Origin of the sequence: Maribacter sp. 4U21, assembly GCF_002742365.1 — a bacterium.
Classification (GTDB): domain Bacteria; phylum Bacteroidota; class Bacteroidia; order Flavobacteriales; family Flavobacteriaceae; genus Maribacter.
In genome coordinates this window covers 1-26998 of sequence record NZ_MDGN01000034.1, presented here as the reverse complement: position 1 = coordinate 26998, position 26998 = coordinate 1, and the positions used below count along the sequence as shown (strand labels likewise).

The window sequence follows — 26998 nt, the reverse complement described above, 5'->3', positions numbered from 1 at the left end:
CAGGGTTATAATTTTAAAAAGTGTTATTCCTATCTTTGCACGATGGATAAACAGGAGGTGTTAAAATTAGTGGAAAAGGGTTGGATGTTGCCTTTAATGGAGGAATTTTATACCATACAAGGAGAAGGTTTTCATAAAGGCACGGCTGCTTACTTTATACGTGTAGGAGGCTGTGACGTAGGGTGCCATTGGTGCGATGTTAAAGAAAGTTGGAACGCGGACACGCACCCTCCGACCCATATTGATTTTATCGTAGCCAACGCCGCAAAAAACTCGGACACTATCGTCGTCACCGGAGGGGAACCACTGACTTGGGATATGGGACCTTTGACCTCCGCTCTTAAGAACAAAAATCTAAAAACACATATAGAGACGTCTGGGGCTTATCCGTTAACAGGTTTGTGGGATTGGATATGTTTATCGCCAAAAAAGAATAAGTTGCCCAAAGGAGGTATATACGATGAAGCGCACGAATTAAAAATAATCATCTACAACAAGCACGATTTTATTTTTGCAGAGGAACAGGCTGCCCTGACTAATACCAATTGTATCCTTTATTTACAGCCGGAATGGAGCGTAAAAGATAAGGTAACCCCTTTAATCGTTGATTATGTGATGAAAAACCCTAAATGGAAGGTTTCGTTACAGACCCACAAGTATTTGAATATACCTTAAAGTCAGTAGTCAGTAGTCAGTAGTCAGTAGTCAGTAGTCAGTAGTCAGTAGTCGGTAGTCGGTAGTCAGTAGTGAGTAGTCAGTAGTGAGTAGTGAGTAGTCAGTATTTAGGAGTTGGTAGTCTGTAGTATGCAGTTGTCTGTTAGGAATTAGCAGTAGATACACAGTTTAGAGAAAATAAGATTGGGATAATTCATCATCTTTTTCGAGTTTCTACAATCTACACTTGTCCTGAGCGTAGTCGAAGGGATTACCCCTAGTTTAAGGCATTAAATAGAAGAATCAACGTCCTCCATTGGCTTGTATATCTAGAATACACTCGGCATCTAGTCCAGGGGCGGCAGAACTTTTACCGGAGTTGGATTGTAATAGATTCAGAACACTTTGTCCGGAAAGGATGCAACCCGCTTTGACACCATCTTCATAACTGCTTGTAGAGGCTAATAAGTTAGACTTACCAGAAGAACCCCCAAATTGTAACTCGGCTCTCATTAAACAACCTGGCACATTACAATGATTTAAAGCATCTGGATCTTCGTGATCATTAATGGCGCGAGTGCCCAAATTTACTAGCCCGAACAGATGTCCGAACTCATGATTTAAAGTGGCCGACTCAACATCTGCGTTGGAGATAAATGAACTCTGCGCAGCTAAACGTCTTACCGTGACTTCATGGATGATCATGGAGGTATTTCTATAGACGGCTCCAAGGGTAACACGCCCACCGTCCTCTTCGTCCCCGACAGATGGGGCATCGGCAAAGTAAATGTAAATGCCCAAGGTTCTCCCACTATTGTATACCGTTCTGTTCTCACCCTCTAGTTCGGCAATTTCTTGCAAGGTAAGACTGTCTTCTTCTGGAGAATCTAGTTGTGTAAAAATCACCTCAATGTCCTCTTTAAAGGTATGCTGCCTAAGAAAATCGGTAAATTCTGTCATGGCAGCAGCCGTTGGTCTAAACCCGGTTACATGCGCAATTTCAATTTTGATCTTGTCAAAAGAGGCGTTGGAGAGAATGTCATTGGCAGAGTCTCCCGTGCCTTGAAGGTTAGCTGTTTTATCAATTTCTTGTTCCGGTTCTGGGGAATCATCACTATTCTGGCTACAGGAAAAAAACAACAGAAACAAAATAGAGAGAAAAATACTTTGGAGCTTATTCATAATCTTTTTTATAAGGGCTTAACGCAAAAAACGTGCCTGCTATTATTTTTTAATAGCTAATCTAGCTAAATAGTCGTAATGTTCGCCTTCACTTACAAGTTCACAGGATAAATTGTTGCAAACAGCTGCGCGTTGCAGCGTATTAAAATCTAAATATAGCCAATTAAACGGTTCGCTTTTTTGTTGTTTGTATTCCATTTGAAATTGTACTTCTCCGTAATAGGATACGTTTTCGGGAATCCAATAACCGCCGTCCTCATCAGTTTCGTACATGTAAATAATATCACTCGAATCCAGTATAATTTGTCCCCCAGGTTTCAAAAGCGATTTCAGTTTGCTCAGAAATACATTTAGTCCACTAAGCGCTCCACAAATCCCAATTCCGTTCATTAATAGGAGTAAAGTGTCAAAGGATGCTCCTTCAAAATTTAATAGACTCCCGAGATGGGTATGCGCTAAACCTCTGTTTTTACATACTGTTATAGCTCCGGGCGATTGGTCTAAACACGTAATATTATATCCCTTATTTTGTAGGTATAACCCATGACTTCCCGCTCCACAACCAATATCCAAAATAGTACCTTTGCAAAGGGATAATGCTTTCTGTTCAAGTAGCGGCATGGCATCAAAATCTCTAAACAGATAGGGCAGAGGCATTACATCTTCTTCCCCCAGGGAGGAATAGGTTTTAATATCTTCCGTGTAGTTTCCGTTTTGATAATCTAGAAGGGCGGTGCCAAAAATATCTTTCTTCAAATACGCTATTTTAAAAGTCAAAAATCACTTTTTTTAGAAGGACTTTGCTAGTTTTACGACATTATTATTCATTTTATGGAGCAGGTTCTAAGGGATTTACCGAAAAAGGCAAAGGACAAACATACTGAAAACAAGAAGTTTTTTGCAAAACTTAAAAAAAGACCTCCCAAAAACTTGGATTACCTCATGCAGGAATTACATGAGAAAGAATTTGAACGAACAGACTGTCTTACCTGCGCCAATTGTTGTAAGACTACCGGACCACTTTTTACCAATGCCGATGTAGCCCGAATAGCCAAACATTTTAGAATGAAACCCCAAAGATTCATTGAACAATATTTGCGGGTAGACGAGGAAAATGATTATGTATTACAACAGGTGCCTTGCACTTTTCTTGGAGCGGATAATTTTTGTTCTATTTATGAAGTAAGACCTAAGGCCTGTCGAGAATTTCCCCATACGGACAGGAAAAAGTTTCAACAAATAAGTCATCTTACGCTTAAAAATGTAGCTATTTGTCCCGCTGCGTTCAATATCGTGGAAGAGATGAAAAAGCTAACGGCTTTTTAGTAGTAATATGAAACAACCAAGCTTACACTAGTTTTGCGTGCTAGTACCCTTTTAGGTATATTTAGAACATGGAACAACTGCTCGCTTACTTTGAAAATATTCCCCCGTTGCACCGAAGTCTGATCTTGGTGGGCGGTATCACTTTTTTTTGGATTTTGGAAGGAATCGTGCCTCTATTTAGTGTCAGGTACAAAAAATGGAAGCATGCACTGCCTAATCTGTTCTTTACGCTGACCACTATTATCGTAAATTTCCCCTTGGCCTTTTTGTTGTTAAAGACATCTGATTGGACCATTCAAAATAATTTTGGGATTATCAATTGGCTGCCGGAAATGCCGCTATGGTTGTACGTGCTGTTGGGCATTATGTTATTGGATTTAATTGGCGCCTACACGGCGCATTTGGTAGAGCATAAGGTAAAACCCCTATGGATGGTTCATTTGGTGCACCATTCGGACCACAATGTGGACACTACTACGGCAAACAGACATCACCCGTTAGAAAGTTTAATTAGATACCTGTTTACCCTGATCGGAGTCTTAATCGTTGGAGCTCCCGTGGGGATAATCATGCTGTACCAAAGTGTATCTGTAATACTCTCCCAATTTAATCATGCGAATATCAGCTTGCCTAGAGGGATGGACAAGGCTTTGAGCTGGATTATTGTTTCACCGGATATGCACAAAGTTCACCATCATTTCGTATTGCCCTATACCGATAGCAATTACGGAAATATATTTTCTATTTGGGACCGTATGTTCGGCACCTATATGGAACTGGAACCTGAAAAGATTACCTACGGGGTGGATACTTTCCCCGATGAGAAGGAAAACTCAAGCATAAAAGGTCTTCTAAAACAACCCTTTCATAAATACAGAAAGCCTACACAAGTTCAAACTGATTAAGGGCCACATTCTCCTATTTCAACTAAGGGTAATTGAAGGTGTTGTTAGGGCAATAGCAAGCGCAGACCTAGCTTTAAAGGGATTCAAAAATTCAAAGGTTCAAAATCAAGCTAGCTAATCATAAATAAGATATTGTTTTCTGATTTTATCGAACTTTTCCAAATCTGACTGCCAAGTTAACTTGATTGCCGCTTCTGAAAGTCCTTCCTCAATTTGCTTTTGTAGTTTGGTGGTTCCAGCGTGTTTTGTAAATCCATCGGTAAGAAAGAATTTCGATTTGTCAGTACAGTTCTTATAAGCTTCTAGTATCCATTTCAAAGTGAATTGGTTCATCCTCGGTGTTTTCGATAAATCCAGACCGTAGCAGGTTTTACCTTCCTCTTTGGGATATTTAGAACCAAAATTAGGTTTTGGAACATAACTGAAGTCATACTTGGTAGTATCCAAAAAGGAAGCGCCATAACGCTGAAATTGGAATTCCGTACCGCGACCCGCATTAATATTGGTGCCTTCAAAAAGCCCGAGACTCGGATATAAGGTAATTGCAGTATCGTTAGGTAAGTTCGGAGAGGGGCGTATGACCAAATGGTATTCCATTTCTCGCGACCAGTTTTCCAAAGGGATAACCTTTAAATTCGCCTTTTTTCCGTTTGCCAACCATCCTTCCTCGTTAATCATCTCTCCATATTCGCCAATGGTCATTCCGTACACAAGAGGTATTGTAGTCATGCCCAAAAAATTGGTGTTTTCGGCCTCCATGGTAGGTCCGCCAATATAATGGGCATTCGGGTTTGGCCGGTCTAAGATGATAACCGGAACTCCTGCTTCGGCACAGGCCTCCATGACCAATTGCAAGGTGGCGATATAGGTGTAGAAACGAACGCCCACATCCTGAATATCAAAAAGCACCAGATCGATGTCTTTTAATTGTGCTTGCGTGGGCTTTCTGTGCTTTCCATGGAGGGATTTAATGGGCAGGCCCGTCTGGGTATCCGTTCCGTCCTTGACGTTTTCGCCAGCATCTGCCTTTCCACGAAAACCATGTTCGGGGGCAAATACTTTTTTAATATCCATTTGTAGATGCAAAAGGGAATCTACTAAATGCGTATACCCTTTTTCGTTGAATATAACACTGGTCTGATTAGCTACTACGGCTATCTTTTTACCTCGTAATAAAGGAAGGTAGATTTCGGTTCTATTGGCTGCGACTTTAATTTTTTCTGGAGGCGTTTCTGCTGGGATTTCTACCGTATGTTCCGTTTTGGCAGTGGTGTTCTTTGATGGGTTTCCGCAGGAAGCACATATTAAAAACGATAATAAAACTGTACTTTTGAAATTGGATAAAAATAACATCATTTGAACCTAGAATATTTTATCGCCAAAAGGCTTATTACGGGTAAGGAGCATAAAATTAGTATTTCCGCACCAATAATAAAAATAGCTATTGCAGCTATCGTCCTCGGTATCATTATGATGTTGATCGCCATTGCTACAGGTGTTGGCCTAAAGCATAAAATCAGGGAAAAAGTAACCGCTTTTAATGGACACGTCCAAATATCGAACTATGACAACAACAGCTCGGAAGTATCGGTAACCCCCATATCAAAAAATCAAGATTTTTATCCGGAATTTACCTCTGTTAACGGTATTGAACATATACAAGCAGTTGCCACAAAAGGAGGGATCATCCGTACTGCGGATACTTTTGAGGGAATCATCGCCAAGGGTGTGGGAGCAGATTTTAATTGGAGCGCGTTAGAGGAGTTTTTGGTCGAAGGAGCGTTGCCCGACTATACCGGTGATATTAGTGATGAAGTGCTTATTTCTCGTATTTCCGCTAGTCGCTTGGGTCTTAAAAACGGAGATTCCTTTTTTACCTTTTTTCTTAGGGACGACGATACCAATAAAATTCCCAACCAACGTAAGTTTACTATTAAAGGGATCTATGACAGCGGTTTTGAAGAAATTGATAGCAGATTCATTTTTATCGATATTCGTCATATTCAGCGCATGAATAAATGGGGTGCTGATGAAATTGGGAATTTTGAGGTTTTTTTGGAAAGTTTTGATGATATCGATAGCAAAAGTGCGGAAATCTACGGCAAAACAGTATCCAGTTTAGATACCCGAACCTTAAAGGATAAGTATTATAAGATTTTTGAATGGATCGGTCTGTTCGATTTTAATATTGCTTTGATCATCGGTATTATGATTATTGTAGGAGGTATAAACATGATTACGGCACTCTTGGTCCTTATTTTAGAAAGAACCCCCATGATAGGTATCCTTAAAGCATTAGGTACTACCAATTGGAGTATTCGAAAAGTGTTCTTGTACAACGCAACTTATTTGATCGGGGTGGGATTATTTTGGGGAAATCTTATCGGTTTAGGAATTATAACGTTACAGGATAAACTAAAGCTTTTTAAATTTCCGAATCCTAAAGAGTATTATATAGAATATATACCAGTGCATATAGATGTGATGACGGTCGTTTTATTGAATGTGGGTGTTTTAATATTATGCTTGCTGATGTTGTTGATACCGTCTTACATCATCACAAAAATTACCCCGGTAAAAGCGATACGATTTGAATAATGTGATCGTAGCGAAGAAGTTGAAAATATGAAAATGGAATACGCAGAGAATATATTGGAAACCATTGGAAATACGCCACTGGTAAAACTAAATAGATTAACGGCAGAACTTCCCTGTTTGGTTCTTGCTAAATATGAAACCTTTAACCCAGGGAATTCGGTAAAGGACCGTATGGCCTTACAGATGGTCTTGGATGCGGAAGCTGCTGGGGTTTTGAAACCTGGGGGAACCATCATAGAAGGTACTTCTGGTAACACGGGAATGGGTCTGGCCTTGGCGGCGACTATTCGTGGTTACAAGATGATTTGTGTCATCAGTGATAAACAGTCCAAGGAGAAGATGGATATCCTTCGAGCGGTCGGTAGCGAAGTTTATGTTTGTCCTACTGATGTTGCTCCGGAAGACCCTAGGAGTTATTATAGTACGGCCAAAAGACTGGCAAAGGAGATACCGAACTCTTGGTACGTGAATCAATATGACAATCCGTCTAACTGCAAAGCGCATTTTCTTAGTACCGGTCCCGAAATTTGGGAACAGACGGCGGGGAAGGTCACTCATTTTGTCGTGGGAGTAGGCACGGGCGGTACCATTTCCGGTGTGGGGTCCTATTTAAAAATGAAGAACCCCAATGTAAAAGTATGGGGAATAGATACCTACGGTTCTGTCTTTAAAAAATATCATGAGACCGGTATTTTTGATGAGAAAGAAATCTATCCCTATATCACGGAAGGTATTGGGGAGGATATTTTACCGCTAAATGTCAATTTTGGGGTGATCGATGGTTTTACCAAGGTAACGGATAAAGATGCGGCCGTATATACCCAACGTTTGGCAAAAGAGGAGGCCATGTTCCTAGGGAATTCCGCTGGTGCCGCAATTAAAGGTCTGCTGCAATTAAAAGAGCATTTTACAAAAGATGATGTCGTGGTGGTACTGTTCCACGATCATGGGAGTCGCTATGTAGGGAAAATGTTTAATGACGAATGGATGAAAGAAAAAGGTTTCCTAGAGTAGGCTGTTTTTTCAGTACCATAGAAATAAAAGTTCCATTATGAAGAAGGTTCCATCTTTAACATTAACAGAATACTATCGTTTATTGTTTGCTTGCCTTATTTTATTTTTGTCGGGTTGCAGTTCAGACATTTCTGTGCCGAGGGAAGAGGAGGAGGACATTGAAGACCCTGCTTACGTTTCCAAGTTAAAAGAAAGATGGGGACAACTCCGAGGAGGGCCACTATCCAATAGTGTCATTTTTGGAAGAATAGATATATACACAGCTACTTTGAACCAATCTGGTGCCGCTGAAGCTAATTTTAATCTCTGGCCTGTTCTTGGAACGGACGTATGGCCTACCAACTTTGTTGATAATACCTATGCGGAAGAGCTCGATTATCTAACCGATTGAATAAACGACGGCCTAAGCTGGATGGATACTCAGATAGACGCGCTCTGAGCGAAAATTTAATGAATAGTAGACGATGACAGAACTTAATTTAGGAAATCAATCCGTACAAATCGATAAAGGGGAACTGGTGGGATACGTGGTTACTGGCCACCAATTCATACATCAAAAAGGGAGTCCGGGGTGGCGTAATGCCGATACGGAAATGTTTCCCATTATTGGACCAACTAACGAGGCTAATTTTAGGGTAGCGACTCCAAAAGGTGATGCGATACAGGACCAACACGGCCTACTAAGGGAAATGGTGTACGAAGAAAAACATCAAGCGACAACAAAGGCCGTATTCGAGAAAAGGTACAAAGCTCATACACCGGTCAAAAATTCTAAATTTCCAGTAAAATCCACGGAAGCACAATTAAAATGGCCTTACGATTTTCGATTTCAGAAGTCTTTTGAACTGAAAGAAGACGGGTTAGAAGTGGTCTTTACCATTACTGGCGAAGTAGGAATGCCATTTATGTTGGGATATCACCCCGCCTTTAACCTTACAACATCTAATCCTGTGATTACGACTTCAGAAAGGACTGTTACGTTAGATGAGGTCATGGCCGTTGGGAGCAGGGCTTTTCAGGTGGCAGATTGTGAAAAAATTCTATTGAAGGACGAAAAGTCCCTAGAGATTACAACAGAAGGGTTTGGAAATTTTATGCTGTGGACAGAGGTTTCCAATATGGTCTGTATAGAGCCCATTAGCTTTTACCCCTATGCCGTACCCCAAAACCAACTGCATTTGGGTTTTGAAGAATTGTCTGCAGAGCCCAAAAACTTTAAAGTACTGCTGAAACCCTTATAGCATAATCCTCTTACCATTTACCTAAGAAATGAAAAAGATAATAGTCATACTTACCATTGTTTTAAGCCAAGCTATGTGTGCACAAGAAAAACCGGACCCTGAAACGTTTTACGCGACCATTCCGGAAGCACCGGAAGAATTTACGCCCGGCACGGTAGTGTCCCGGATGATAGATGGTCTCGGCTTTAGGTATTATTGGGCCACTGAAGGTTTAAGAGAGGTAGACCTAGCGTATAGACCAACGGCAGAATCGAGAACTTTGGCGCAAACCATGGACCATTTATACGGATTGTCCAGAACAATAGTGAATTCGGCAAAACAGCAACCTACGGATTACACACAAAAGCAATCAGAATTAAGTTTTAGTGCTAAAAGAAACGCGACCTTGGAAAATTTTAGAATAGCGAGTTCCTTGTTTCTGAAGTCGGCGGATTTATCGCAACATAAGCTCATATTCATCCGCTCCCAAGGGAGTTCGGAATTTCCATTTTGGAACCATATCAACGGACCAATAGAAGATGCCGTTTGGCACGCTGGCCAGGTGGTGGTGCTGCGCAGGGCATCAGGGAACCCGATCAATCCTAAAGTGAACGTATTTTTAGGAAAACTCAATGAGTAGCGCAGTATTTTATACCACATAATATTCGCGAAAAGGCGCTTAAGCTAACCAATCGCGTTTGTACTGTCAAGATTGATTAACTTTACAACGTGCAACGTATCTTTCCTATTTTAACGTGGTTGTCTACCTATAAGAGGGCCTATTTCCTAAAGGATTTAATTGCAGGCTTAACGGTAGGTATAGTGCTAGTGCCTCAAGGTATGGCCTATGCGATGATTGCAGGGCTACCACCCGTTTACGGTTTATACGCTTCACTTTTTCCGGTTATTACCTATGCATTTTTAGGAACCTCTAGAAAAATCGCAGTCGGTCCCGTAGCTATGGATTCCTTACTTGTCGCTGCCGGACTTGGAACATTGGCCATATCGGGAGTGGAAAACTATATTGCCATGGTCGTGGTCTTGGCCTTGATGGTAGGTGCCATTCAGTTTTTGTTGGGACTGTTCCGAATGGGTTTTTTGGTGAATTTTCTATCAAAACCTGTGATTAGCGGCTTTACCTCCGCGGCGGCAGTGATCATAATCCTTAGTCAATTAAAACACTTGTTAGGCACGGAAATAGCGGGTAGTAACAAGTTTCATCAACTCCTTCAAAATGCAATTCAAAAATTTGGGGATACCAATCCTTACGATTTAGGTATTGGACTATTAGGTATCGTATTGATTATTGTGTTCAAAAAATGGAATAAAAACATACCTATTATCTTGATTATTGTAGTACTTGGTATCCTAGGGGTATATCTGTTGGATTTGAAAATGTACGGGATAGAACTGGTGGGCGACGTGCCGCAAGGTTTACCTTCGTTTACAGTTCCGGATGTAAAGCTGGAATATGTACAAAGCTTATGGCCAATTGCCATAGCCCTAGCTTTGGTGGGTTATCTAGAGGCCATTTCTATCGGCAAGGCATTAGAGGAAAAAGGCGGGGAAGAGACTATCGTGGCAAATCAAGAATTAATTGCTCTGGGAACATCTAACATGATTGGTTCTCTTTTTCAAGCGTATCCCGTGACGGCCAGTTTTTCCCGCTCTGCTATTAATTATGAAACGGGTGCAAAAACACTATTGTCCTCTTTGTTCAGTGTTGCGCTAGTGGTGATTACCTTACTGTTTTTAACCCCGGTTTTTCAGTATTTACCCAACGCCATCTTAGCCAGTATTATCATGGTTTCGGTATTTGGTCTTATAGACGTAAAATATGCGAAAAGTCTTTGGACCAATAGAAGGGATGAGTTTATCATACTGATCATCACTTTTTTAAGTACACTTTTCATTGGTATCACCGTGGGTATCCTAATCGGTGTGCTCTGTTCATTGTTATTAATGGTATATCGCACTTCGAACCCGCATTTTGCCGTGCTAGGAAATATTAGAAATTCGGATTATTACAAGAATATCAGGCGTTTTGGAGATGAGGTTCAGGTAAGGGATGATTTATTGATCGTGCGTTTTGATGCGCAATTATATTTTGGTAACGCCGCTTATTTTAAAAAGGAACTCTTACGGCACGTAGCGGCAAAGGGAAATTCCTTAAAGGCTGTTATTTTAAATGCCGAAGCCATAAACTACATTGACGCTACGGGAGCGGATATGTTAACAAAGCTCATACATGAAATACATGCTATGGGATTACAGTTTTACATAGCAGGGGCCATAGGTCCTACTCGGGATGTCATTTTTAGTTCGGGAATCATCAATGAATTGCACAAGGAATATCTTTTTGTAAAGACCAAGGAAGCAGTGTCATTCTACGATGATCCTAACAAGGTTTCTATCGTAGGGTGCCGAGTGGCCTATGAGAACAGTAGAAGGAATTGACAATTGTCATAAAACAATAAGGGGTAATTCCTTTATTTTTGTAATGGTCAGTGCGTCATTTTTTAATCGTATAATTGATTTTAGGCGTTTGCGCCACGATGATATCAAAAGAAAAGCAATATGAAAATAGAACAGATTTATACCGGATGTTTGGCACAGGGTGCTTACTATATTGAAAGTGAAGGTGAGGTTGCCATTATTGATCCCTTGCGTGAAGTAACACCTTATATAGAGAGGGCCAGTAAAGCCAATGCTACCATAAAATATATATTCGAGACGCATTTCCATGCCGATTTTGTCAGTGGTCATGTAACCCTTTCCAAGGAGACCGGTGCTCCCATAATTTACGGTCCTACGGCGAACCCATCGTTCGATGCCATTATCGCCAAGGATGGTCAGGAGTTTCATTTGGGGAAGCTTACCATAAAGGCACTTCATACGCCAGGACATACCATGGAGAGTACTACCTATCTTTTGAAAGATGAAAATGGTAAAGACCATGCTATCTTTTCTGGTGATACTTTATTTCTGGGTGATGTAGGTAGACCGGATTTAGCACAAAAAGCAGCTCACCTTACACAGGAACAGTTGGCAGAAACCCTATACGATAGCTTACGGAACAAGATAATGCCCTTGGCGGACGATGTTATTGTATACCCTGCCCATGGAGCGGGATCGGCCTGTGGTAAAAATATGATGAAAGAGACCGTGGACACCTTGGGTAACCAGAAAAAGATGAACTATGCCCTACGGGCGGATATGACCAAGCAGGAGTTTGTTAAGGAAGTAACGGACGGACTTTTGCCTCCTCCCAAATATTTTCCGCTTAACGTAAAGATGAATAAAGAAGGGTATGAAGATATTTCCGAGGTCTTAGATAGGGGAATGAGGGCGTTGACGCCAGAAGCGTTCGAGTTCGCCGCAAATGAAACTGAGGCTTTGGTGCTCGATGTTAGGACGCAGGCCGCATTTGTTGAACAACACATCCCCAGGTCTATATTCATTGGCCTAAACGGGGATTTTGCTCCGTGGGTCGGTGCTTTGATAGCAGACACCAAACAACCTTTACTATTGGTTGTGCCCCAAGGAAAAGAAGAGGAGGCGGTCACGCGATTATCAAGAGTCGGTTTTGATGGTACGATCGGTTACCTAGAAGGCGGATTAGATGCATGGGTAGCTGCCGGAAAAGAGACAGACAAGATAACATCGGTACCGGCTTCGGAGGTGAAAGCAAGATTGGCTACGGAAGAAGTTCCCGTATATGATGTTAGAAAAGAAGGAGAATTTCTTTCCGAACATCTGGAAACGGCAAAACATACTCCTCTGAGTAATTTGAACAGCTATCTTGCCGATTTTCCGAAGAAAGAACCGTTCTTCTTACATTGTGCCGGAGGTTACCGTTCGGTAATCGCGGCCTCAATTTTAAAGAGTAGGGGTATTCACAACCTAATAGACGTGGCAGGTGGTTTTGGAGCATTGAAAAAAGAAGGCCTAAAGATGACGGATTATGTTTGCCCTAGTTCCTTATAGCCCCTAAGGTTTTGTTATCGGGTTATAAAAATTGAATATACACATTTGTTTAGCCTAGAATATTCATTATTTTAGGCTTTTCTTTGACAAGTCATTAAATGTTAATAAAAACTTAATGATTCGTTAAATTTTTGAAATTATTATTAATACCTTTAAGTAGGATTTGTATTATAGTAATGATTAAAAATTTTATTGAGAGAATAGGAGCAATGAATTGTGTATTGCTTTTGGTAGTCCTATCCATAATTGTAGTATCCGAGGTTTTGTTTCTCAGTGGAAAAAAGTTAGAAGCCATTTTCATAGCTTTCTGGGCACCTACGATCCTTGGTTTTATGAATTACTTGAAATATAAGAAGTAGTGGATTTTGTTTTGTTGTATTCGATTTTTGTGGGAATCATATTTATGGTATGGTTTTTCTTTGTGGTTCGTATGTATAAAAAAATGGACGACTAACGCTACCACGCGCCTAATTTTTCTTGACTAACTTCAATAATCCTATCCGAATTTTTACGCGCAAAGGACTCCACTAAGCGTTGTGTTTCCAATGTATTTTTTTGTGGGATAATGTAAAAGTCCAAATCAGTTGGCTCTTTTACTTGTATATCGCTAGGTACAAATCCATATCCTGCATACATACCGTTCACAACCGAAACAAAAGCCATTTCTTCCTCGGTTCTACCCTTCAGTTTTAAAAAATAATCGCTGCTGCTGTTCTTTAGTGTTAAAATGGCCTGCAGCACCCTATTATTATACGCTTCCAAATGCGCTAGGTCGGTACATATGCCCATACACTGCTTTATCTTGTAATGCGAGCATGAGGTGATGTTTTCCTGCAAATGGCAATACTTTGGACATAGACCGTTGGCTTCACAGAAAGCTTCCATAAAAATGCGGCATTCTGTGGGACTATAAAAAATGGCCAGCGGACTAGGAACCATTTTTATTTTATTGAAGGCTAGATGAAGTATTCCATTCCGGTCTTCATAAGAGAAGATGCCATATTGCTGAATGTTTCTTTTCTGGGCCCTATTGTATTTGGGATAATGCTTTTTTATTTCACTGGATTCTAATAGAAGAGCAATCAATTCGCTTCCGGTTTCTTCAAAATCAAGGAATGCGGTCTCCCCGCAAAGCGCAATTTCTTTAGTGGTCTTATCATAAAAATGACTCAGAACCCTTTTCTTGATATGTATCGCCTTTCCTACGTAGATTATCTTTCCTTTGGCATCCTTAAAGTAGTATACTCCAGGTGTGGCGGGTAATTTTTCAAATTCTTTTTTTGGTAGGGCAGGAGGGAAGGTTGCTTCTTGGGAGCGCGCATTAAGAAAGGTTTTAAAGACAGGTTCCGCATCAGGAGTCCGTAGTAATTTATGAAAAAGCAATACTGTTGCATGAGCGTCACCGCGAGCTCTATGGCGGTCCGTTAGCGGGATACCTACAGCAGAGCATAACTTGCCTAAACTATAGGAATTATACCCGGGCAATAGTTTTCTGGATAAACGTACGGTGCATAATTTTTTTCTAGAAAATTCCAGACCAATTCCTTTGAACTCATTTTTGATGACGTTGTAGTCAAAATTTACACTGTGTGCAACGAAAATAGTATCCGAGGTTATCTGAAGTATCTTAGGTGCAATTTCTTCTAACTTGGGCGCATCCCTTACCATGGCATTATCAATACCCGTAAGACCGGTAATGAAATAAGGAATTTCGCATTCGGGATTTACAAGGGAAGTAAATTCATCCACTATCTCATGTCCATCAAATTTAAAAATGGATATCTCGGTGATGCGATTGCCTTTAATTCCGTTTCCGGTGGTTTCTATATCTACTATGCTATACAATGAGAGTGCTTTACTTTTCTTGTGTTCGGTATGAATTTATTCAATAATTACAATCTAAATTTTATCACGTTTAGGTCGAAATTAATATTGGCTTTTTTCTTATACCTCGGTGTTTTACCCCGAGGCCCTTTGCTACTTGTAAGCCTTCTTTTCCAAACGGACTACAACGGACTTACTTATTGGAGTATTGCTACTACGCGCAAAGTGATTATGGGGAATGACCATATTCGTTTCTGGAAAATATGCCGCTAAATTTCCTTTGGGTATATTGTAGGGAATCAATAAAAATTGCGCTGCCCTTCTTTCAATAGTATCATAATTACTAATCAAATCAACAACATCTAGTTTTTTAAAACCACGGTTTACCATATCGGTTTCGTTCATAAAAAGTACCCTGCGTTCATTGTATATACCGCGATACCGGTCGTTTAGACCATAAATTGTGGTGTTGAATTGGTCATGGGACCTAAATGTCATCAGTAGAAATTCATCCGGTTCTATTTTGTGGTCAGCAATTGCACAGGTGCTAAATTGCGCTTTGCCATGGGGTAGTTTGCTAAAATCGAGCTCCTTCACATTGTTCGGCAAGTAAAAACCACTGCCTTCGGATTTTTCGGTGACATTGTTAAAGCCTTTGATGGTCTGTGAGATTTTATCCCTGATGAGATCATAATCGGTTCCAAAATCCTGCCATGGAACGCTGTGATTTTTGCCAAGTACGGCGTGAGCAATTTCACTAATTATTTCGGGTTCGCTTTTAAGGTTGTTCGATTTTGGGGTCAACATACCCTTGGTACGGTGCACCTTACCCATGCTATTTTCAACGGTTAAAAAACGAGGGCTACCATTTTTACTATCCTTTTCGGAACGTCCTAATGTGGGTAGAATTAAAGCTTTTCTGCCGGTAATGAGATGGCTGCGGTTTAGTTTGGTACTTATCTGTACGGTTAACGAGCAGTTTTGAAGTGCCTCAGCGGTGTATTTGGTATCCGAAACGGCAGAAACGAAGTTGCCGCCCAAGGCCATAAATACCTTTGCTTTTCCATTATGCATTGCTTCAACGGCATGAACGGTATCTAGACCCTCATCATTAGGCGGAGTAAAACCGAATACCTTTTTGATGGAAGTGTTAAGCTCTGGAGAAACGTAGTGCATAATTCCTACGGTACGGTCTCCTTGCACATTGCTATGTCCACGCACGGGGCAAGTACCGGAACCAGTTTTTCCTAAACTACCTTTAAGTAGTAACAGGTTTACGCACTCTTTTATGTTGTCCACGCCATTTTTATGTTGGGTGAGTCCCATGGCCCAACAGATAATTATCCTATTTTTTTTAGCTAATAGGGAGACGACCTTATCGACTTCCTCTTCCGGGACTCCACATATTTCAAGAAGTTCATTGTTGGAGTAAGAACTTAAACCCTCTAAAAAGGATGCATATCCATGGCTATAAGCTTCTATAAATTCATGGTCGAATACGGTTTTGTTTTTAGCATCCAGAGCTGCCAGTTTTTTCATGATGAGCTTCAGTAAGGCAACATCTTGATTTATCTTCACTTGAAGATGAATGTCCGTAACGGATATGCCTTTAACTAGACCCGTTAATTTTTGAGGATTTTTAAAACGGATAAGACCAGCTTCCGCAAGGGGATTGATACTAATGATTTTTCCGCCATTATGCTTACATTTTTCGAGTGCGGATAACATCCTAGGGTGATTTGTTCCCGGATTCTGTCCCATAACGATAACTACCTCTGCTTGGTCAAAATCTTCTAAGGTTACGGAGCCTTTACCGATACCTAAGGTTTCAGATAGGGCCACGCCGCTACTTTCATGGCACATGTTAGAGCAGTCTGGCATATTGTTGGTACCAAACGCCCTAGAAAACAGTCCGTATAGGAAGGCCGCTTCGTTACTGGACCGTCCTGAAGTATAAAAAATGGCCTCGTTGGGCGAAGTGAGGTTTTTTAGTTCCTTGGCTATAAGTGCATAAGCGTCCTCCCAGGTTATGGGCTCATAATGTAGACTATCTTCTTTAAGGACCATTGGTGTTGTAAGACGCCCACTTTTACCAATTTTAAAATCGGACCACTGTGAAATTTCATTGACACTGTATTTTTTGAAGAAGGCCTCATCAACCTTTTCATATGTCGCTTCTTCGGCTAAGGCCTTAGCACCATTTTCGCAATACTCCGCTATTTTGGAAGGTTTCTCCGGGTCTGGCCACGCACAACCTGCACAGTCGAATCCTTCTTTTTGGTTCATCCGTGCCAATGTTGAAAGGGCTTCTAAAGCTCCCATTTCATTAAAGGTATGTTGCAAGGCTACCTTTACGCCAAGGGCACCTGCAGCATAGTCCATGGGTGCTTTTAATTGAATTCCTGTAAAGTCTATTTTTCCGGTCAAGGAAACATCTCGGTGGATTGTTTTCGGCATCAAAAAGTACTTAATGGAGTATTTTACCCTAAGATATTACAAAAGACTTGGATTAAAAATTGTTTTAAATAATTACAGGTTCCCGATAAAGAGCACCTACAGCGCAAGACTTCAACTATGTAGGTCTTCGGTTAACTTTTTAGAATCGAATCTTAGTTTCGTTCCGATTAAGGTGTGGTAAGAGTAGCTGTATTATCTGTTTTAGATTCAGTCTCCTTAAGTGCAACGTCATCCTTCGCCTGTAAAGTACTGTCAAGTGACACTTTAGATTCTTCTAAGACAACATAGTCGGAGACCAAGTCATAATTTTTGCTACAAGAAATACATAGGGAGGAGAATAAAATTACTAAGACAAAAATGATTGGGAATCTTGAAAGGGAAACTTGCATTAGACTAGGGTAATTATAGGGTTCTTTTTCTAGAATTCTAAAGTATTGACGAAATTTGTTTTCGCGATAAAATGTGTGCTTTTTTCGATGAAATGCACGGAAAAAGTTATTATCATAGATTGTTGATAACATTTCTGACGAGCCCCTTGTAATTTTTAAAAGGCAAATTAAACCCTTCATTTACAGTACATTTCTAGTTTCCCCCGATTTCAAAACGCAACTTCAATGAAGGGTTGTCTCCCGTATTTATTTATTCAGCAGCTTGTTGATTAAGGTATTGCCGTATTTCTGTCTTTTTTTATGAAGTTTTAGAATAAGAGCAAGTTCACTTTCCGTAAGTTCGTAGGCAGTTTTCAAGGATTTAATTTTTCTTTCTCCCAATTCCCGTAAATAATCTAATTCTACCTTTTTTCGTTTGTCATAAAATAATATTCAAAGCTTTTGGAAGCCTCTTCCCTAAGCGGGTTGATTTTTCCTAACTTAAAATTAGGAAGCTTGATAGGTCTCTACAATACCTAGTTCTGGGTATATTTTGAAATGGTTACTGGTTTAGATGTACTTTTTATATCTTTTAAGAAAATACCGCTTATCGGGTATTCTAAATAGGGAATACTTTTAAGAGCTTTGAATTATAACCAAAAATACCATTCAAATGAAAAATTTTAAGGAAGTTGCACTTACAAGCGTATTATTATTTTTAACACCAGTTTTGTTATTGGCTCAAGAAAAAACCCTTCCAATAGGCGCACAGCAAAAAGTAGTTATAAATAAAATTGAGAATAATCCTGCACAGGCTTACAGTTCTACGATAGATTTAAACGATGATCGTTTACAATTAATTATGGCGGGCCAGAGTTACCAGACCAACTATGGAATCTATGCGTCTATTCAGGTAGGCGAATCTACTATGGGACCGGCCTATAAAACTTTGAAAAAGGTAAATTTTGAAATAGTAAATTATAAACCAACTTATTTTATTGGAATAGACTCTATAATTGTCTCCGCCACTAGGGCTTTGGACGGGCTTACATTTAAAATTTATACTCGTGCGCTCAGTGATGAAAATACCTATTCTCTGAATGAAGATGCATTAAGTAACATTCATTTCGAAAAGGGCAGTTACCTACATTCTGAGAGAGTACTGAACCCAATGTTTCCACAGTTTGACTCCATGGGTAAACCTATCTTAATGAGTGATGGGCGGATAGCATGTAAGCCCGATAATGGAAGGGCCTTCGATTTTGAATTTTTCTATAAGGATGCATATTTAGTTGTTAGAAGGGAAGATTATGATCAAAGGACTGAAGAGGTACAAATGTATAAAAATGAGGAGGCCTTTGCTATGCCCGGAAGAAGATGTAAAGAGAGTTTTAATAAAGTTGTTTTTTAAATGTGTAAATGGGCTAATTTTTTCTTTTTCTTACTTATAAATGGCATAAGCATACATGCTTCTGATATAGAAGTGTTTTTTGATTTAACTAAAAATCAAGATTTTGTAGAAGCTCAAAAAATAGCTTCTCAGATAAATGATGAAAACCTAAGTGAGTCACTCTATAATTTAGCCCTTTTGTTATCCACTAAATCATCGGATATTAATAAAATCCCTACGCTTAGAGAGGATGATAGTGACTATTTAAGGTTTGTGAAGAACCTTATTTTAGGTTACAAGTATACCTATGGAACCAAGCAGAACAATCTTGAGGCGTTTAAACGGTTCTCCTTAGCATTGAAATTAGGGTATGAGATAAACAATACAGTTCTGGAAAAGGCAGCGTTAATTGCTTTGTTAGATTTATTTCGTTCTGAAATATTCATAGGTAGTAAACAATTTGAACCCTATTTAGAACGATTTGTTGAATTGAGGTCAGACCGAACAGATGATGCTTTAATAGTGATTTACAGTTTGGTTTTTTCAAGCAAAGGTGATGATGATTTAGAAGGAGTGGACTCTCAATACTATAGCCAGATTGAAAGATTAGATTCAATTTTTAAGTTTTTCCCCAAATCACATTCACTATATTCAAAATATTATTATGAAAAGGGAATTTATTATAAGATCGAGAAGAATTTCGATAAGTCAAAGAACTTTTTTATCAAGTCGGATAGTCTAGCTTCTAGACATGACTGGCAAGAAGATTTTAGGGGAGATATTGCATGGCAGTTATCTGCCTTACATATGGAAAACGAACAACTATCTAAAGCTAAAAACTATCTTAAGATAGCTGGCCAAGCTTCAAAAAAATTACGCGACACTTTTTATAATTATAGGTTGGCTGCGGCCATATTCGAAAAAGAGGGTAACTATGACTCCTCTTATTATTACCTGCGAAAATCAGTGGATATTGAGTACGAGTTGGGTTATAAGAATAACACCTTGGAATCCTCAATATTAACCGTGCAAAACCAGACCGATAGATTAAAACTGGACAAGTTGCAATTAAAATCCAGTAATACAAGAAATAGAAACTGGGCGATTCTTTTAGGACTTCTTCTAGTAACCGGTTCCGTAATTGGCGTGTTGGTCAATAAAAATAGCAAACGCAAACAACTGTTGGCAGAGCAACAAAAAACTTTAGAAGAGCAAAAGGTTTCTAATATACTAAAGGAGCAAGAACTGATTGCTATAGATGCCATGGTTTTGGGTCAGGAGAAAGAAAGGCGGCGTGTTGCCGATGAATTGCATGATGATCTGGGTAGCCTTATGGCGGCAATGAAACTACAGTTCAATTCCCTAGAGGCAAAGGAGAAGAAAGGAAACTTGGAAACCTTTTCTAAGACAGAGGAGTTAATAGACGAAGCCTATGGGAAAATACGGGCTATAGCTCATGCCAAAAATTCTGGTTTAATGGCGAAGCAAGGTTTGCTACAAGCAGTGAACCAGATGGCGGAGAAAATCTCTATTGTTAAAGGCTTGGAGATATCGGTGTCGGATCATGGCTTGAACACACGCCTGGAAAACAGCATGGAACTTACATTATTCCGTATCATACAAGAACTATTGACCAACGTAATTAAACACGCAGAGGCTACGGAAGTTAACATTCATATCACTAATCACGGCGATACCCTAAATGTTTTGGTAGAGGATAACGGAAAAGGATTTAAAACTCATCAAATTACGAATACGGCAAATGGAATGGGTCTAAAAAGTATTGATAAACGAATTTCCCATTTACAAGGAAGTTTGGATATAGAATCGGAACTCACAAAAGGAACAGTAGTAATAATAGATATACCTATATGATACGAATAGCCATTGCAGAAGACCACCAATCTTTAATAGATGGGATGAAGCTACTTCTAAAACATGAGGAGAACATAAGTATTGTGGGCACCGCAAACGACGGAGCGGACTTGGTAAAACTAGTTCGTTTAAAACGCCCCGACGTTGTTATAACCGATATACGTATGCCAAAAATGGATGGAATTCAAGCAACGCAGATTATCAAAAAGGAATTTCCGGAAATAAAAGTGCTGGCTTTTACAATGTTTGATCAAGATGAAGCCGTAAATCAAATGATAAATGCAGGAGCTACAGGTTATATTCTTAAGAACACGCCATTAAAGGAAGTTTTAGAAGCTATCGTCAGTTTGGCTGATGGGAAGGCATACTACGATGCAAATATTACAGTATCTAATTTTGATGAATCAAAAAAGAAATCAGAAAAAGGAATGCTGACACGCAGGCAAAAAGAAATTTTGAAGTTAATAGCGCAAGGCAAAACCTCAAGGGAAATTGGTGATGAACTTTTTATAGGGTTACATACGGTAGACACACACCGAAAGAACATGACACGAATACTAGGTCTTAAAGGAAAAGGTGAACTTCTTAGGTATGCGTTGGAAAAGAAATACGATTTTTAGCTAAATTACCGCTCACTAATTTTTTAAATTTTTGAAATGATTGTTAAAAATCTTCTATTTTCAACAGGGTTGGTCGTATTAGGATTTTATAACGCCGAAGCACAAATTGTAGCTTCTGATTATTATAGCATTTCTAATAAAACTATACTCAAGTCTAAATTTCAGAATACTAGCTCAAGTCTAAATTTTGTGCGTGAAGATTTCGATAACCAAGATTCATATTCCTTCGGTTTTAGTAAGATGGTTACTAATTTAATCCCTTTACTGGTAGATGGTGCCTCTAAACTATTTTACAATCCAGATAATTTTAATAAGGAATATGCTGCTACCTGCTCCCTCTTTGATTCCTCAGGGCGTTTCAATTCTTTAGATCCTAAGAGCAAACTTGTTTTTTTGCATACCGGAGTGGATAAAAAGAAGGAAAAACAAATTCTTAACAGTTTTGAGTTTGCAATCGGTGCCGTAGAAAACGCTGAGGACTATTATTATATAGGATTACAATCCTATGTTTTAAATTATTCAATGGCGAAATTAAGTTCTCCAAAGAATAGAATTAATTATATTTTAGACCTTAGTTTTTATTATTTTGATGGAGATGACAAGGCCCAAGAATTTTATTTAAACCCAATTCTTCTAGATGGCAGGAGCGTTCCTTTTAGTGAAGAAATTAAGCAAATTCAATATCAGGTAATTCCTAAGATGAAGATTTTACAAACTGTTCAACTACACATAAGGGAAGTTAACGCTAGTAAACAAAATTGGGAGAAGTATTTAGAACTATACCAAAGTAACCAAGGGGCTATTTCTAATTTTTTAATAAGAGCGGTAAACAGGAAATAAGCGTCCTGTTTTTAGTTAGGTTTAAGCTATGTAAATTGATTACAGTAGGGCAGAATTAAGAATGTCTTTCTATTATTTATCTAAATGAACTGTGGGCTGCTATCTTGATGAGAAAAGTTAAGATATAGGTGCCAGATGAACCGATGGCTTCCGTCCTGCAAATACAACTGTTAAGGCTAAATGTAGCCTTGATGACTAAAAACAAAAATCCCAAACAAGCACGCTTGATGGGATTTTATGTTTTAAGCCAATTCACAGTTGTGAGTGATCGTGGAGCCGGAGGGATTCGAACCCTCGTCCAAACAAGCAACGCCAGTGCTTTCTACATGTTTAGTTTCCGATTAATTTTCGACGCAGGCCTGACCGGAAACGGCCTAACAAACGCTTAGCTTCTTAAGTTTTAGTGTTATTGCCAAAGCGAACAACAACCTTATGTTGACTTTTCTGGTGCTCCTAAATGGGTCGCCATCAACAAGGGCTACCCAGGAACATCTCGCTTCCCTACCTTGTAGGGACGAGGCAAATCCTACTATAATTCAGATTATGCGGCAAGAGCGTAATTGTTTTCGCCAATTAAAAGTGTGAAATATGAGATTAACGAGCTGTATCCCAGCGCTCGACATGCTTACAATGCCATTGGTCTCGCTGTCAAAACCAGTCGGCCCCTTCAATGAGATCGGTAAACTATGCTTACCGTCATCGAATTGAACCCTGAGCGTAGCCGAAGGGTATCCTCGACCGGATAAACGTTCAGAAATTCAATTCTTCCCAATGATTTTTTTCAAAGAACATTTCGTACCCGAAGCTATATCGGATACATAAGTAGTATTGTTGTCTAACGTCTACTTTGGCGTTACCCCTTTTTTCAAAAAGGGTCGGGCTTTTGGCTATACATGGTATTTGCCGCTATCCCTAACGCGGGTAGCAAAGCTAACAAAAACTTGCGAACTTTACGCTCATCCTAGCCGAAGTGCCTGCTATTTACTACATTTAGGTCAAAATTCAAACCAAAAGAGCATACATGAAGTTCGGAATCATAAGAGAACGTAAGAATCCCCCGGATCGCAGGGTAGTACTATCGCCAGAGGCCTGTCAAAAAGTCCTGTCCACCTATAAAGATGCTCGTATTATCGTGGAGCCTTCACCTATTCGTACCTTCAAGGATAGCGATTATGAAAAAGTGGGAATTACCGTAGCTCCAGAAATGGAAACCTGTGACGTTCTAATTGGGGTAAAAGAAGTCCCTATCAAAAATTTGATTCCCAACAAACAATATTTTTTCTTTTCACATACCATAAAGAAGCAACCCTATAACCGGGACTTGCTTCAGGCTATTTTACAGAAAAATATAGAACTATATGACCATGAGGTCATCACCAACGAAAAAGAACAACGCCTAGTGGCTTTTGGAAGGTACGCGGGTATCGTAGGGGCCTATAACGGCTTTAGGGCTTACGGTCTTAAATATAATTTTTTTAAACTACCTAAGGCGGAGACCTTGACGGATCAGCAAGAATTGATTTCAGCATTGAAAAAAATAACACTCCCCAATATTAAAGTGCTTTTAACGGGTAGGGGAAGAGTAGGCAATGGTGCTAGGGAAATGCTAGATGGTATGGGTATGCGACGTGTTAACGTTTCCGAATATTTAGAGGAGGACTTTCGGGAGCCCGTGTATTGCCAAATAGATGCATCGGAATATAATAAGCGTAAGGATGGCGTGCGTGGCAATAAGACCGACTTTTTTGCAAATCCTCAAGAGTATAAATCCAACTTTTTTCGTTTTGCCAAGGTGACCGATTTCTACATCGCAGGTCATTTTTATGGAGAAGGAGCACCCTATTTGTTTACTCGGGAAGATGCCAAACACCCCGATTTTAAAATCAAAGTTGTCGCAGATGTGAGCTGTGATATCGATGGTCCCGTAGCTACTACCATAAGACCCTCTACCATAGCCGACCCTATTTACGGTTACGACCCTGTATCTGAATCCGAGACCATTTTTACCGATCCCAATGCCATTGCTGTTATGGCCGTCGATAATCTTCCTTGCGAATTGCCGCGAGATGCTAGCATAGGTTTTGGAGACGCATTTCTTAAGAACGTTATACCCGCCTTCTTTAATGGGGACAAAAATGGGGTATTACACAGGGCTCGTATGACCCAAAGTGGCAAATTAACGGAGCGTTACAGCTATTTGCAGGATTATGTAGATGGGAAGGAGTAGCCAAGCTTCTATAAGTGTTTTTGATTTAGGTACGTACTGTCAGTTCGAGTGAAGTCCTGAAAGAGACTTTGTATCGAGAACGCCTTGGAACACTTTTGCTTCTCTCCCGAAGCGTCGGGAACTAATTTTTTTCGTTCACTTGGACTCCGCTCAGTGACCGCCCAGAAAATTCACTCGATTTGACGTCTCGTTTTTCTTTTTGTCAGTTCGAGTGAAGTCCTGAAAGGGACTTTGTATCGAGAACGTTTTGGTACACGTTTGCTTTTCGATATTAATTTTCTTCGTTCACTTCGACTCCGCTCAGTGACCGCTCAGAAAATTCACTCGAAGTGACGTCTCGTTTTTCTTTTTGTCAGTTCGAGTGATTTGCTGACAAGCAAATAGTATCGAGAACGCTTTGGTACGCACATTGCTTCTCGATACATTTTGCAGCTCCCTGTCGAACGCTTCAAAACACTCGAAGTGACAATTGGATTTTCACACTTCCATTCAGTCAAAAACTTGTAAATTGAAGTTAGATAAATTTCACAAATGAACCCTGCCGAAGCTTACATTTTAAATCAAACAGAACCTTACCAAAGTATATTGCTATACCTACAATCTGCTATTGAGCGCACGATCCCGAATGCTCAGTTAAAGTTTAAATGGAACATTCCTTGTTTCTATTGCGAGGGTTCGCCCATTTGCTATCTCAATGCGGTGGTAAAAAAAGGTTATGTAGATGTAGGTTTTTGGAATTCGGCACATTTTACCAAGTACCTGGACCAATTGGTCTCCGATAACCGCAAAGTGGTTCGTTCTTTAAGATACCGTTCGCTAGAGGAAATAGATAATGAACTTTTAATTGCCGTCCTACAAGAAGCCTATAACCTAAGAATGAAAGCTTTTTATAAAAAAAAGTAAAAATTCTTCTCTAAAGGGTATTCATTACCCCTCTTATGGCCACTAAATCGGTTAATAATTTCTCTAGCAAACTTAAATCCAACATATTAGCGCCATCACTTTTAGCGTTTGCAGGGTCAAAATGGGTTTCAATAAAAAGTCCGTCTACACCAGCGGCAATACCTGCCCTTGCCATCGTTCCTATAAGCGCCGGTCTTCCGCCCGTTACTCCAGAGGATTGGTTGGGTTGCTGCAAGGAATGGGTTACGTCTAAAACTACAGGTGCATATTGCTTCATGGTCGGTACGCCCCTAAAATCTACCACCATATCTTGATACCCGAACATGGTGCCACGATCTGTTATAATAGCCTGTTGGTTGCCCGTTTCCGTTACTTTGGTTACGGCGTGTTTCATGCTTTCCGGACTCATGAACTGTCCTTTTTTTATATTTACGGTTTTTCCCGTTTTCGCTGCGGCCACCACTAAGTCCGTCTGTCGTGCCAAGAATGCAGGAATCTGCAGTATATCTATATATTCCGCCGCCATGGCCGCATCTTGTTCGGTATGGATATCGGTCACGGTCGGGACATAAAAGGTTTCGGAAACCTTGCGTAATATTTTAAGCGCTTTTTCATCACCGATACCCGTAAACGAGTCTAGCCTACTGCGATTGGCTTTTTTAAAACTACCCTTAAAAACATACGGAATATGTAGTTTATCAGTGATGGTAATCACATGCTCCGCAATGCGTAATGCCATATCCTCGCCCTCAATGGCGCAGGGTCCGCAGAGAAGAAAAAAATTCTTTGAATCGGTATGTTTAAGTTGGGGTATTAGGGACAGGTTCATTTTGGCTTTAATTTAATAGAACAAAGATACTATTTTAAGCTGCTTTCTGTTGTATAAAGGTACTATTGTGATAAACCCAAATCTACAAATGGTACCGAAACGCATACTGCTCAATTTACTACTGATCTTAAGTGCTGCTCAGGCAATGGCACAGTTTGGTAAAAACTGTGAGTTACGCCAGTTCAAGGTAAATCTTTTAAACCCGGGTTTGGAGTACGAAATGGCACTTGGCGTTAATACCACCCTAGACATTAAGGCCGGTCTGCAAGTAGCGTTGGACCCGCTGCTTCCGGATGTGTATAAAGAATTCGGTTTTAGAGGTCAGTAGATAAATTCATACTTTTGAATTCAATAAATATAGGGTTTATATGGATATTTTCAAGGGTCAAAACCTTCTAGAGTTCTCCGATCGCTTCAAAACGGATCTGGACTGCAAGGAGTATCTCGCCGGGATCAAATGGAAAGAGGGTTTCAAATGCGTCAAATGTAACCATGTCGCAGCGCAGGTAAGAAAAGACTTTTCGAGGACGTGCAACATCTGCGGCCATACCGATTCGGCCACTGCCAACACGCTTTTCCATAAGGTCAAGTTCGGTCTTCGAAAGGCCTTTTTCATCTGTTTCGAGATGTCGACCAGTACAAAGAGCCTGTCGGCCAGTTGCATGGGCGTGCGCTACGGTGTCACCGAAAAGACCGCCCGCCTGTTCATGCTCAAGGTAAGGGAGGCCATGGCGTCCAGCGGGAACCACCCGATGGACGGCACGGTGCACGTCGACGAG

General features: G+C 40.1%; 23 protein-coding genes, 1 other RNA gene and 1 pseudogene. 18 read left to right on the top strand and 7 right to left on the bottom strand.

Annotated features, from left to right (window positions below; all coding sequences use genetic code 11):
- Positions 1–42 precede the first annotated feature (42 nt).
- Positions 43–675 (top strand): 7-carboxy-7-deazaguanine synthase QueE, encoded by a 633-nt coding sequence (locus BFP77_RS06000; RefSeq protein ID WP_099573140.1) that lies wholly within the window; start codon positions 43–45, stop codon positions 673–675.
- A 282-nt stretch (positions 676–957) separates the two neighbouring features.
- On the opposite strand, the gene BFP77_RS05995 is transcribed toward BFP77_RS06000, so the two are convergent.
- Positions 958–1836: a hypothetical protein gene (locus BFP77_RS05995; RefSeq protein WP_099573139.1), complete on the bottom strand. Its 879-nt coding sequence runs from the start codon at positions 1834–1836 to the stop codon at positions 958–960.
- 42 nt (positions 1837–1878) lie between these two features.
- Positions 1879–2592: a class I SAM-dependent methyltransferase gene (locus BFP77_RS05990; protein WP_099573138.1), complete on the bottom strand. Its 714-nt coding sequence runs from the start codon at positions 2590–2592 to the stop codon at positions 1879–1881.
- Positions 2593–2667: 75 nt separating this feature from the next.
- On the opposite strand from BFP77_RS05990, the gene BFP77_RS05985 reads away from it, so the two are divergent.
- Together BFP77_RS05985 and BFP77_RS05980 are read left to right on the top strand one after the other, a co-directional pair.
- Positions 2668–3162 (top strand): YkgJ family cysteine cluster protein, encoded by a 495-nt coding sequence (locus BFP77_RS05985; RefSeq protein ID WP_099573137.1) that lies wholly within the window; start codon positions 2668–2670, stop codon positions 3160–3162.
- 68 nt (positions 3163–3230) lie between these two features.
- Complete coding sequence (locus BFP77_RS05980; RefSeq protein ID WP_099573136.1) at positions 3231–4067, top strand: sterol desaturase family protein; 837 nt, start codon at positions 3231–3233, stop codon at positions 4065–4067.
- A 114-nt stretch (positions 4068–4181) separates the two neighbouring features.
- Here the strand turns inward: BFP77_RS05980 and BFP77_RS05975 are convergent, their stop codons facing one another.
- A complete protein-coding gene (locus BFP77_RS05975) occupies positions 4182–5420 on the bottom strand; it encodes an exo-beta-N-acetylmuramidase NamZ family protein (protein WP_099573268.1) in 1239 nt (412 codons plus the stop codon).
- Between the two features lie 3 nt (positions 5421–5423).
- Here BFP77_RS05975 and BFP77_RS05970 point away from each other — a divergent pair, with 3 nt between their 5' ends.
- The 7 genes from BFP77_RS05970 to BFP77_RS05940 all read left to right on the top strand — a co-directional run bounded on the left by BFP77_RS05970 (position 5424) and on the right by BFP77_RS05940 (position 12886).
- Positions 5424–6665: an ABC transporter permease gene (locus BFP77_RS05970; RefSeq protein ID WP_099573135.1), complete on the top strand. Its 1242-nt coding sequence runs from the start codon at positions 5424–5426 to the stop codon at positions 6663–6665.
- Positions 6666–6698: 33 nt separating this feature from the next.
- On the top strand, positions 6699–7679 hold the full coding sequence (locus tag BFP77_RS05965) for a PLP-dependent cysteine synthase family protein (protein WP_099573267.1): 981 nt from the start codon (positions 6699–6701) through the stop codon (positions 7677–7679).
- 37 nt (positions 7680–7716) lie between these two features.
- On the top strand, positions 7717–8070 hold the full coding sequence (locus BFP77_RS05960; RefSeq protein ID WP_143751858.1) for a hypothetical protein: 354 nt from the start codon (positions 7717–7719) through the stop codon (positions 8068–8070).
- A gap of 73 nt (positions 8071–8143) precedes the next feature.
- Entirely contained in the window at positions 8144–8920 is a 777-nt protein-coding gene (locus tag BFP77_RS05955; RefSeq protein WP_099573133.1) for an aldose epimerase family protein, read from the top strand.
- A gap of 28 nt (positions 8921–8948) precedes the next feature.
- The gene (locus BFP77_RS05950; RefSeq protein WP_099573132.1) at positions 8949–9539 is read left to right on the top strand and encodes a DinB family protein; all 591 of its coding nucleotides are present in this window, start codon (positions 8949–8951) and stop codon (positions 9537–9539) included.
- 89 nt (positions 9540–9628) lie between these two features.
- A complete protein-coding gene (locus BFP77_RS05945; protein WP_099573131.1) occupies positions 9629–11356 on the top strand; it encodes a SulP family inorganic anion transporter in 1728 nt (575 codons plus the stop codon).
- 120 nt (positions 11357–11476) lie between these two features.
- The gene (locus BFP77_RS05940) at positions 11477–12886 is read left to right on the top strand and encodes an MBL fold metallo-hydrolase (protein WP_099573130.1); all 1410 of its coding nucleotides are present in this window, start codon (positions 11477–11479) and stop codon (positions 12884–12886) included.
- 456 nt (positions 12887–13342) lie between these two features.
- Here BFP77_RS05940 and BFP77_RS05930 read toward each other — a convergent pair whose 3' ends face one another.
- Both BFP77_RS05930 and BFP77_RS05925 read right to left on the bottom strand, forming a co-directional pair.
- Positions 13343–14731 carry an exonuclease domain-containing protein gene (locus BFP77_RS05930; RefSeq protein ID WP_099573128.1) on the bottom strand — a complete coding sequence of 463 codons (1389 nt, stop codon included), beginning with the start codon at positions 14729–14731 and terminating at the stop codon, positions 13343–13345.
- A 132-nt stretch (positions 14732–14863) separates the two neighbouring features.
- On the bottom strand, positions 14864–17167 hold the full coding sequence (locus BFP77_RS05925) for an FdhF/YdeP family oxidoreductase (RefSeq protein WP_099573127.1): 2304 nt from the start codon (positions 17165–17167) through the stop codon (positions 14864–14866).
- A 1041-nt stretch (positions 17168–18208) separates the two neighbouring features.
- Here BFP77_RS05925 and BFP77_RS05915 point away from each other — a divergent pair.
- The 4 genes from BFP77_RS05915 to BFP77_RS05900 are packed head-to-tail and all read left to right on the top strand — an operon-like array spanning position 18209 to position 22260.
- Positions 18209–18946, top strand: coding sequence for a hypothetical protein (locus BFP77_RS05915; protein WP_099573125.1), 738 nt, complete (start codon positions 18209–18211; stop codon positions 18944–18946).
- A complete protein-coding gene (locus BFP77_RS05910) occupies positions 18947–20800 on the top strand; it encodes a sensor histidine kinase (RefSeq protein WP_099573124.1) in 1854 nt (617 codons plus the stop codon).
- On the top strand, positions 20797–21420 hold the full coding sequence (locus BFP77_RS05905; RefSeq protein ID WP_099573123.1) for a response regulator: 624 nt from the start codon (positions 20797–20799) through the stop codon (positions 21418–21420). Before BFP77_RS05910 ends, BFP77_RS05905 begins: the two co-directional genes overlap by 4 nt.
- A gap of 36 nt (positions 21421–21456) precedes the next feature.
- Positions 21457–22260 carry a hypothetical protein gene (locus tag BFP77_RS05900; protein WP_099573122.1) on the top strand — a complete coding sequence of 268 codons (804 nt, stop codon included), beginning with the start codon at positions 21457–21459 and terminating at the stop codon, positions 22258–22260.
- A gap of 268 nt (positions 22261–22528) precedes the next feature.
- Here the strand turns inward: BFP77_RS05900 and ssrA are convergent.
- Positions 22529–22926, bottom strand: a transfer-messenger RNA (tmRNA) gene (gene ssrA, locus BFP77_RS05895).
- Between the two features lie 355 nt (positions 22927–23281).
- Here ssrA and BFP77_RS05890 point away from each other — a divergent pair.
- Both BFP77_RS05890 and BFP77_RS05885 read left to right on the top strand, forming a co-directional pair.
- Entirely contained in the window at positions 23282–24487 is a 1206-nt protein-coding gene (locus BFP77_RS05890; protein ID WP_099573121.1) for an NAD(P)-dependent oxidoreductase, read from the top strand.
- A gap of 531 nt (positions 24488–25018) precedes the next feature.
- Complete coding sequence (locus tag BFP77_RS05885; protein WP_099573120.1) at positions 25019–25390, top strand: DUF1801 domain-containing protein; 372 nt, start codon at positions 25019–25021, stop codon at positions 25388–25390.
- Positions 25391–25400: 10 nt separating this feature from the next.
- Here the strand turns inward: BFP77_RS05885 and kdsA are convergent, their stop codons facing one another.
- The gene (gene kdsA, locus BFP77_RS05880) at positions 25401–26219 is read right to left on the bottom strand and encodes a 3-deoxy-8-phosphooctulonate synthase (RefSeq protein WP_099573119.1); all 819 of its coding nucleotides are present in this window, start codon (positions 26217–26219) and stop codon (positions 25401–25403) included.
- Between the two features lie 88 nt (positions 26220–26307).
- Here kdsA and BFP77_RS05875 point away from each other — a divergent pair, with 88 nt between their 5' ends.
- On the top strand, positions 26308–26547 hold the full coding sequence (locus BFP77_RS05875; protein WP_143751857.1) for a hypothetical protein: 240 nt from the start codon (positions 26308–26310) through the stop codon (positions 26545–26547).
- Between the two features lie 40 nt (positions 26548–26587).
- Positions 26588–26998, top strand: a pseudogene (locus BFP77_RS05870) (IS1595 family transposase); the annotation flags it as partial.

Coding starts and splice junctions, on each gene's coding strand:
- BFP77_RS05885 (WP_099573120.1), top strand. CDS start 25,019: ATGAACCCTGCCGAAGCTTACATTTTAAATCAAACAGAACCTTACCAA.
- BFP77_RS05925 (WP_099573127.1), bottom strand. CDS start 17,167: ATGCCGAAAACAATCCACCGAGATGTTTCCTTGACCGGAAAAATAGAC.
- BFP77_RS05955 (WP_099573133.1), top strand. CDS start 8,144: ATGACAGAACTTAATTTAGGAAATCAATCCGTACAAATCGATAAAGGG.
- BFP77_RS05985 (WP_099573137.1), top strand. CDS start 2,668: ATGGAGCAGGTTCTAAGGGATTTACCGAAAAAGGCAAAGGACAAACAT.
- BFP77_RS05975 (WP_099573268.1), bottom strand. CDS start 5,420: ATGTTATTTTTATCCAATTTCAAAAGTACAGTTTTATTATCGTTTTTA.
- BFP77_RS05875 (WP_143751857.1), top strand. CDS start 26,308: ATGGTACCGAAACGCATACTGCTCAATTTACTACTGATCTTAAGTGCT.
- BFP77_RS05940 (WP_099573130.1), top strand. CDS start 11,477: ATGAAAATAGAACAGATTTATACCGGATGTTTGGCACAGGGTGCTTAC.
- BFP77_RS05900 (WP_099573122.1), top strand. CDS start 21,457: ATGATTGTTAAAAATCTTCTATTTTCAACAGGGTTGGTCGTATTAGGA.
- BFP77_RS05890 (WP_099573121.1), top strand. CDS start 23,282: ATGAAGTTCGGAATCATAAGAGAACGTAAGAATCCCCCGGATCGCAGG.
- BFP77_RS05995 (WP_099573139.1), bottom strand. CDS start 1,836: ATGAATAAGCTCCAAAGTATTTTTCTCTCTATTTTGTTTCTGTTGTTT.
- BFP77_RS06000 (WP_099573140.1), top strand. CDS start 43: ATGGATAAACAGGAGGTGTTAAAATTAGTGGAAAAGGGTTGGATGTTG.
- BFP77_RS05965 (WP_099573267.1), top strand. CDS start 6,699: ATGGAATACGCAGAGAATATATTGGAAACCATTGGAAATACGCCACTG.
- BFP77_RS05960 (WP_143751858.1), top strand. CDS start 7,717: ATGAAGAAGGTTCCATCTTTAACATTAACAGAATACTATCGTTTATTG.
- BFP77_RS05910 (WP_099573124.1), top strand. CDS start 18,947: ATGTGTAAATGGGCTAATTTTTTCTTTTTCTTACTTATAAATGGCATA.
- BFP77_RS05905 (WP_099573123.1), top strand. CDS start 20,797: ATGATACGAATAGCCATTGCAGAAGACCACCAATCTTTAATAGATGGG.
- BFP77_RS05950 (WP_099573132.1), top strand. CDS start 8,949: ATGAAAAAGATAATAGTCATACTTACCATTGTTTTAAGCCAAGCTATG.
- BFP77_RS05915 (WP_099573125.1), top strand. CDS start 18,209: ATGAAAAATTTTAAGGAAGTTGCACTTACAAGCGTATTATTATTTTTA.
- kdsA (WP_099573119.1), bottom strand. CDS start 26,219: ATGAACCTGTCCCTAATACCCCAACTTAAACATACCGATTCAAAGAAT.
- BFP77_RS05980 (WP_099573136.1), top strand. CDS start 3,231: ATGGAACAACTGCTCGCTTACTTTGAAAATATTCCCCCGTTGCACCGA.